Origin of the sequence: Pseudomonas sp. R62 (assembly GCF_000257605.1) — a bacterium.
GTDB classification, from domain to species: Bacteria; Pseudomonadota; Gammaproteobacteria; order Pseudomonadales; family Pseudomonadaceae; genus Aquipseudomonas; species Aquipseudomonas atacamensis.
In genome coordinates, this window is sequence record NZ_JH635999.1 from 2,133,045 (window position 1) to 2,140,988 (window position 7,944).

7 protein-coding genes are annotated in these 7,944 nt (G+C 59.5%); all 7 read left to right on the forward strand.

Annotation, left to right across the window (positions count from 1 at the left end):
- The first annotated feature begins 105 nt into the window (after positions 1-105).
- Complete coding sequence (locus OQK_RS27435; protein WP_016775276.1) at positions 106-867, forward strand: secretin N-terminal domain-containing protein; 762 nt, start codon at positions 106-108, stop codon at positions 865-867.
- Positions 868-1,342: 475 nt separating this feature from the next.
- Positions 1,343-2,668 (forward strand): isocitrate lyase, encoded by a 1,326-nt coding sequence (gene aceA / locus OQK_RS27440; RefSeq protein WP_016775277.1) that lies wholly within the window; start codon positions 1,343-1,345, stop codon positions 2,666-2,668.
- A gap of 646 nt (positions 2,669-3,314) precedes the next feature.
- Positions 3,315-3,728, forward strand: a complete 414-nt coding sequence (locus tag OQK_RS27445) for an NADH-quinone oxidoreductase subunit A (protein WP_003223812.1) — start codon at positions 3,315-3,317, stop codon at positions 3,726-3,728.
- Positions 3,729-3,738: 10 nt separating this feature from the next.
- Positions 3,739-4,413, forward strand: a complete 675-nt coding sequence (locus OQK_RS27450) for a NuoB/complex I 20 kDa subunit family protein (RefSeq protein WP_016775278.1) — start codon at positions 3,739-3,741, stop codon at positions 4,411-4,413.
- A 69-nt stretch (positions 4,414-4,482) separates the two neighbouring features.
- Positions 4,483-6,267 (forward strand): NADH-quinone oxidoreductase subunit C/D, encoded by a 1,785-nt coding sequence (gene nuoC / locus OQK_RS27455; protein WP_016775279.1) that lies wholly within the window; start codon positions 4,483-4,485, stop codon positions 6,265-6,267.
- A 2-nt stretch (positions 6,268-6,269) separates the two neighbouring features.
- The gene (nuoE, locus tag OQK_RS27460) at positions 6,270-6,767 is read left to right on the forward strand and encodes an NADH-quinone oxidoreductase subunit NuoE (protein ID WP_003223804.1); all 498 of its coding nucleotides are present in this window, start codon (positions 6,270-6,272) and stop codon (positions 6,765-6,767) included.
- Positions 6,764-7,944 (forward strand): NADH-quinone oxidoreductase subunit NuoF (gene nuoF / locus OQK_RS27465; RefSeq protein WP_016775280.1); only part of this gene is annotated, 1,181 nt, incomplete at its 3' end. The genes nuoE and nuoF, both read left to right, overlap by 4 nt.

Genomic DNA, 7,944 nt, shown 5'->3' on the forward strand with positions numbered 1-7,944 from the left:
GCCATCCACCGATGCCGGGGCGTTTTGCTGTCTACGATTCAACTTGCCCCACCCCAGGCCGACAAACTGGCAATATCAAGCCTTTCGAACGCGGAGATAACGGACATGTCCCTACGCACCCTTCTCACCACCCTGCTGCTCGGCTGCAGTTTTTCGGTGCTGGCAGCCACAGAAATCGTCCCCCTCAAATACCACACCAGCGCTGACATGTTGCCAGTGGCGCAGGATTTCATCGGCCAGGACGGTCAGGTCAGCGCTTACGGCAATCAGCTGATCGTCAAGGCCGAGCCGGGCAAGATTCAGGAGTTGAAGGATCTGCTGGCGCAACTCGATACCGCGCCGAAGCGCTTGCTGATCACCGTCGACACCAACGAAAACAATGGCCGTGGCGACGAAGGTTATGCGGTCAATGGCGCCCAGCCGAACCAGACCCGGATCATCAGCCGCAGCACCACCAGCCGCAACGGCGGCGTTCAGCAAGTGCAGACCAGCGAAGGCACTCCGGCGCTGATCCAGGTCGGCCAGAGCGTGCCGATCACCAACACCCAGAGCGATTCCTACGGCGGTTACAGCAGCGAGACCCAATACCGCAACGTCACCCAGGGTTTCTACGTCACCGCCAGCGTCACCGGCGAGACCGTTCATCTGGCGATCAGTACCAACCGTGACCGCATGAGCCAGGAACGTCCCGATGTAGTGAACGTGCAAAGCACCGACACAACCGTCACCGGGCGCCTCGGTGAATGGATCACTCTGGCAGGCGTCAATAGCCAGACTCAGGCCGATAAACAGGGCCTGACCCTCAGCTACTCGACTCAAGGCCGGGATGACATGACCTTGCGGGTGAAAGTCGACACGCTGGACTAAAGCACCGAAAACTGACTGATTAGTCGTATTAGACGAAAGATGTAGTGCTTGGAAAAAAGCACTACAAAACGTTTGACGCGAAAAAAAAGCGAAGGCATGATGGCCTCGCTCCCGCTAATCAGAGGCCCTGGCAAGGGCCTTCGAAGCGCCGCTCGCACCTACCCCGCGAGCCGTTTCGTGTCTGTACCGCCCACAAGGTGTGTTTGACGAGGTTGCCGACTGGAACGAAGTTGTCCCGAGGGACGGAAGCGTATTTAGGTAACCCGGCTTCACGCTGTTGTCCGTATAAAGGCCCACGACGCCCGCATGCGCCCCGCAGTCCGCCACTACCTGCTCACTTCCCCTCGAGCCCATCGTTCATCCCGTCGCCTACCCCGCCGAATCCGACTTGACCACCTAAGCTTCTGGTCAGCGAGCGCAGGAATTTTCCACCGCAGAACAACTTTTCATAAAAGACGCGACGAGGTTTATCTCCATGGCACTGACACGCGAACAGCAAATTGCAGCCCTCGAAAAAGACTGGGCCGAGAACCCGCGCTGGAAAGGCGTGACTCGCACTTACTCCGCTGCCGACGTGGTCCGCCTGCGTGGCTCGGTTCAGCCAGAGCACACCTTCGCGAAGATGGGCGCCGAGAAGCTGTGGAACCTGGTCACCCAAGGTGCCAAGCCGTCCTTCCGTCCAGAGAAAGATTTCGTCAACTGCATGGGCGCCCTGACCGGCGGCCAGGCTGTTCAGCAGGTCAAGGCCGGTATCCAGGCGATCTACCTGTCCGGCTGGCAGGTGGCTGCGGACAACAACTCCGCCGAATCGATGTACCCGGATCAGTCGCTGTACCCGGTTGACTCGGTACCAACCGTGGTCAAGCGCATCAACAACTCGTTCCGTCGTGCCGACCAGATCCAGTGGAAAGCCGGCAAGAACCCGGGCGACGATGGCTACATCGACTATTTCGCACCAATCGTGGCCGACGCTGAAGCCGGTTTCGGCGGTGTACTCAACGCCTACGAGCTGATGAAGAGCATGATCGAAGCCGGCGCCGCTGGCGTTCACTTCGAAGACCAACTGGCTTCGGTGAAGAAATGCGGCCACATGGGCGGCAAGGTTCTGGTGCCAACCCAGGAAGCCGTGCAGAAGCTGACCGCTGCCCGTCTGGCCGCTGACGTTGCCGGCACGCCGACCATCATTCTGGCCCGCACCGACGCCAACGCGGCTGACCTGCTGACTTCCGACTGCGACCCGTACGATCAGCCATTCGTGACCGGCGAGCGTACTCAGGAAGGTTTCTACAAGGTACGTGCCGGCCTGGATCAAGCGATCGCCCGTGGCCTGGCTTACGCACCGTACGCCGACCTGATCTGGTGCGAAACCGCCAAACCGGATCTGGAAGAAGCCCGTCGCTTCGCTGAAGCGATCAAGAAGGAATACCCGGACCAGCTGCTGTCGTACAACTGCTCGCCTTCCTTCAACTGGAAGAAAAACCTGGACGACGCGACCATCGCCAAGTTCCAGCGCGAACTGTCCGCCATGGGCTACAAGCACCAGTTCATCACCCTGGCCGGCATTCACAACATGTGGCACAGCATGTTCAACCTGGCGCACGACTACGCCCGCAACGACATGACTGCCTACGTGAAGCTGCAAGAGCAGGAATTCGCTGACGCCGCCAAGGGCTACACCTTCGTTGCGCACCAGCAGGAAGTGGGCACTGGCTACTTCGACGACATGACCACCGTGATCCAGGGCGGCTCGTCCTCGGTGACCGCGCTGACCGGTTCGACCGAAGAAGAACAGTTCCACTGATTCGGCCTCACCTGAGCAAACGGCCTTTGCGGATCGAATAAAAAGCTAACCGCAGAGCCGCAAGACTGACGCCCCGACTGGATCGGGGCGTTTTTTTGCCTGTTGGAATCTCAAAGACACTACAAATCCCCTGTGGGAGCGAGCCTGCTCGCGAAGGCGATAAGTCAGCTTGCACATCTGGAGGCTGATCCTTCGCTTTCGCGAGCAGGCTCGCTCCCACAGGGCTACCGTCAGCCGCGAGAAGAAACATTGATCTGAAGCGCTACAAGCGTCAGAAATTTCCGTTAAAACGGTAGGCTTCGCTACTTGCAGTAACGCGCAAGTAAGACAACTTCCCAGCCACTCACTCGTTAAACAGTTACAAAACCACGCCAAACGATATTAATTATCATTTAGCCACAACTATGTTCGTTGCAAACTCTACAAAACATAATTGATGGAAACCCGGCTAATGCCCGCAACGCATGGGCCGCAGCGCCTTCAGGAGGCGCTATGTCCTTAATCCGGTAAATAATTTCGCCTTTGGAATTTTACTTGCCGGGTGTTTAGCCATAAAATCAGCCCGATTGATTGCTGCGACATATCGTCACTGCCTTATTTCTTTATCAAGCTCAGAGACCTTTGCTCTCTGTTAAGGATTACCAGCATGCCCGAAGCGACAGGACTCATGGCCCACAACTGGGGCTTTGCCATTTTCCTTCTGGGTGTCGTCGGCCTGTGTGCCTTCATGCTTGGCGTCTCCAGCCTCCTCGGGTCAAAAGCCTGGGGTCGCAGCAAAAACGAACCGTTCGAGTCGGGCATGCTACCTACCGGTGGCGCCCGCTTGCGGCTCTCAGCCAAATTCTATCTGGTCGCGATGCTCTTCGTGATCTTCGATATCGAAGCCCTCTTTCTCTTTGCATGGTCTGTGTCCGTCCGCGAAAGCGGCTGGACCGGATTCGTCGAAGCTCTCGTTTTCATAGCAATTCTGTTGGCAGGTCTTGTCTACCTGTTCCGAGTGGGCGCCCTTGACTGGGCTCCGGAAGCTCGTCGCAAGCGGCAGGCGAAGCTGAAACAATGAGGCTTTGGCAATGCAATACAATCTCACCAGGATCGACCCCGATGCTCCTAACGAGCAGTATCCGATTGGCCAGCGGGAAACCGTTGCCGATCCGTTAGAAGATCAAGTCCACAAAAACATTTTCATGGGCAAGCTGGAAGACGTGCTGAGTGGCGCGGTCAACTGGGGACGTAAGAACTCCCTGTGGCCGTACAACTTCGGCCTGTCGTGCTGCTACGTGGAAATGACCACCGCCTTCACGGCGCCCCACGACATCGCGCGCTTTGGCGCCGAAGTGATCCGGGCCTCGCCGCGTCAGGCCGACTTCATGGTTATCGCCGGTACCTGCTTCATCAAGATGGCGCCGATCATCCAGCGTCTCTACGAGCAAATGCTCGAGCCGAAATGGGTTATCTCCATGGGTTCGTGCGCCAACTCCGGCGGCATGTACGACATCTACTCCGTGGTTCAAGGGGTGGACAAGTTCCTGCCCGTGGACGTCTACGTACCTGGCTGCCCGCCCCGTCCGGAAGCATTTTTGCAAGGCTTGATGCTGTTGCAGGAATCGATTGGACAGGAGCGTCGTCCGCTTTCCTGGGTCGTTGGTGATCAAGGCGTGTATCGCGCCGACATGCCTTCGCAGAAGGAACAGCGCCGCGAACAGCGAATCGCAGTCACCAATCTGCGCAGCCCTGACGAAGTCTGATCCAGTTCTGTTCCAAGTAACGAGAAGCTGGCTTCATTCTTTACGTTGACCGAAAGCGAAAAAATAACCATGACTACAGGCAGTGCTCTGTACATCCCGCCTTACAAGGCAGACGACCAGGATGTGGTCGTCGAACTGAACAACCGTTTTGGCGCCGAAGCGTTCACCGCGCAGGCAACCCGCACCGGCATGCCGGTGCTGTGGGTGGCCCGCGCCAGACTGGTTGAAGTCCTGACTTTCCTGCGCAACCTGCCCAAGCCGTACGTCATGCTCTATGACCTGCACGGCGTGGACGAGCGTCTGCGCACCAAGCGTCAAGGGCTGCCGACCGGCGCCGATTTCACCGTGTTCTATCACCTCATGTCGCTGGAGCGTAATAGTGACGTGATGATCAAGGTGGCCTTGTCCGAAGGCGACCTCAGCATGCCTTCCGTCACCAGCATCTGGCCCAACGCCAACTGGTACGAGCGCGAAGTCTGGGACATGTTCGGCATCGACTTCAAAGGCCACCCGCACCTGTCGCGCATCATGATGCCGCCGACCTGGGAAGGTCACCCGCTGCGCAAGGACTTCCCGGCGCGCGCCACCGAATTCGATCCGTACAGCCTCAACCTCGCCAAGCAGCAGCTGGAAGAGGAAGCCGCGCGTTTCCGTCCGGAAGACTGGGGCATGAAGCGTTCCGGTGCCAACGAGGACTACATGTTCCTCAACCTCGGCCCGAACCACCCTTCGGCGCACGGTGCGTTCCGCATCATCCTGCAGCTGGACGGCGAAGAGATCGTCGATTGCGTCCCGGACATCGGTTACCACCACCGTGGCGCCGAGAAGATGGGCGAGCGTCAGTCCTGGCACAGCTACATTCCATACACCGACCGTATCGACTACCTCGGCGGCGTGATGAACAACCTGCCGTACGTGCTCTCGGTCGAGAAGCTCGCCGGCATCAAGGTGCCGCAGAAGGTCGACGTCATCCGCATCATGATGGCCGAGTTCTTCCGGATCACCAGTCACCTGCTGTTCCTGGGTACCTACATCCAGGACGTCGGCGCCATGACCCCGGTGTTCTTCACCTTCACCGACCGCCAGAAGGCGTACACGGTGATCGAAGCCATCACCGGTTTCCGTCTGCACCCGGCCTGGTACCGCATCGGCGGCGTCGCCCACGACCTGCCGCGCGGCTGGGAAAAACTGGTCAAGGATTTCGTCGAGTGGATGCCCAAGCGTCTGGACGAATACACCAAGGCCGCCCTGCAGAACAGCATCCTCAAGGGTCGTACCATCGGCGTTGCCGCCTACAACACCAAAGAGGCCCTGGAATGGGGCGTCACCGGTGCCGGCCTGCGTTCTACCGGTTGCGATTTCGACCTGCGTAAAGCGCGTCCGTACTCGGGCTACGAGAACTTCGAATTCGAAGTGCCGCTGGCCGTCAACGGCGATGCCTACGACCGCTGCATGGTCCGCGTCGAAGAGATGCGCCAGAGCATCAAGATCATCGATCAGTGCATGCGCAACATGCCGGAAGGCCCGTACAAGGCGGATCACCCGCTGACCACGCCGCCGCCGAAAGAGCGCACGCTGCAGCACATCGAAACCCTGATCACGCACTTCCTGCAGGTTTCGTGGGGCCCGGTCATGCCGGCCAACGAATCCTTCCAGATGATCGAAGCGACCAAGGGCATCAACAGTTATTACCTGACGAGCGACGGCGGCACCATGAGCTACCGTACCCGGATCCGTACTCCAAGCTTCCCGCATCTGCAACAGATCCCTTCGGTGATCAAAGGCAGCATGGTCGCGGACTTGATTGCGTACCTGGGTAGTATCGACTTCGTTATGGCCGACGTGGACCGCTAAGCATGAACAGCACGCTTATCCAGACAGATCGTTTCACCTTGAGTGAAACCGAGCGCTCGGCCATCGAGCACGAGCTGCATCACTACGAAGACCCGCGCGCGGCGTCGATCGAAGCCCTGAAGATCGTTCAGAAGGAACGTGGCTGGGTGCCGGACGGCGCCCTCTACGCGATCGGCGAAATCCTCGGCATCCCGGCCAGCGACGTTGAAGGCGTGGCGACGTTCTACAGCCAGATCTTCCGTCAACCGGTCGGCCGCCACATCATTCGCGTCTGCGACAGCATGGTCTGCTACATCGGCGGCCACGAGTCGGTGGTCAGCGAAATCCAGAACAATCTGGGCATCGGCCTGGGTCAGACCACCGCCGACGGTCGTTTCACCCTGCTGCCTGTCTGCTGCCTCGGCAACTGCGACAAGGCACCGGCGCTGATGATCGACGACGACACCTTTGGCGACGTGCAGCCTGCTGGCGTGGCCAAACTGCTCGAGGGCTACGTATGACCCTGACATCTTTTGGTCCAGCCAACCGCATCCAGCGTTCGGCCGAGACACACCCGCTGACCTGGCGTCTGCGTGATGACGGCGAAGCCGTGTGGCTCGACGAGTACCAGGCCAAGAACGGTTACGCCGCTGCACGCAAAGCCTTCGCCGAGATGGATCAGGACGCGATCGTCCAGACCGTCAAAGACGCTGGCCTCAAGGGTCGCGGCGGCGCCGGCTTCCCCACTGGCGTGAAGTGGGGCCTGATGCCCAAGGACGAATCCATCAACATCCGCTACCTGCTGTGCAACGCGGATGAAATGGAGCCGAACACCTGGAAAGACCGCATGCTGATGGAGCAACTGCCCCATCTGCTGATCGAAGGCATGCTGATCAGTGCCCGTGCGCTGAAAACCTACCGTGGCTACATCTTCCTGCGCGGCGAATACACCACCGCCGCCAAGCACCTCAACCGTGCCGTGGAAGAAGCCAAGGCGGCCGGCCTGCTGGGCAAGAACATTCTCGGTTCGGGTTTCGATTTCGAGCTGTTCGTCCACACCGGCGCCGGGCGTTACATCTGCGGTGAAGAAACCGCACTGATCAACTCCCTCGAAGGCCGCCGCGCCAACCCGCGCTCCAAGCCGCCCTTCCCTGCCGCCGTGGGCGTGTGGGGCAAGCCGACCTGCGTGAACAACGTCGAAACCCTGTGCAACGTGCCGGCGATCATTGCCGACGGCGTTGACTGGTACAAATCGTTGGCCCGCGAAGGTTCCGAAGACATGGGCACCAAGCTCATGGGCTTCTCCGGCAAGGTCAAGAACCCGGGCCTGTGGGAACTGCCATTCGGCGTCACCGGTCGTGAACTGTTCGAAGACTACGCCGGCGGCATGCGCGACGGCTTCAAGCTCAAGGCCTGGCAGCCAGGCGGTGCCGGTACCGGTTTCCTCCTGCCCGAGCACCTCGACGCACAAATGTATGCCGGCGGCATCGCCAAGGTCGGCACCCGGATGGGTACCGGTCTGGCGATGGCGGTGGATGACAGCGTCAACATGGTCTCGCTGCTGCGCAACATGGAGCAGTTCTTCGCACGCGAATCCTGCGGTTTCTGCACCCCGTGCCGCGATGGTCTGCCATGGAGCGTCAAGCTCCTGATGGCCATCGAACAGGGCAAGGGCCAGCCGGGCGACATCGAGACCCT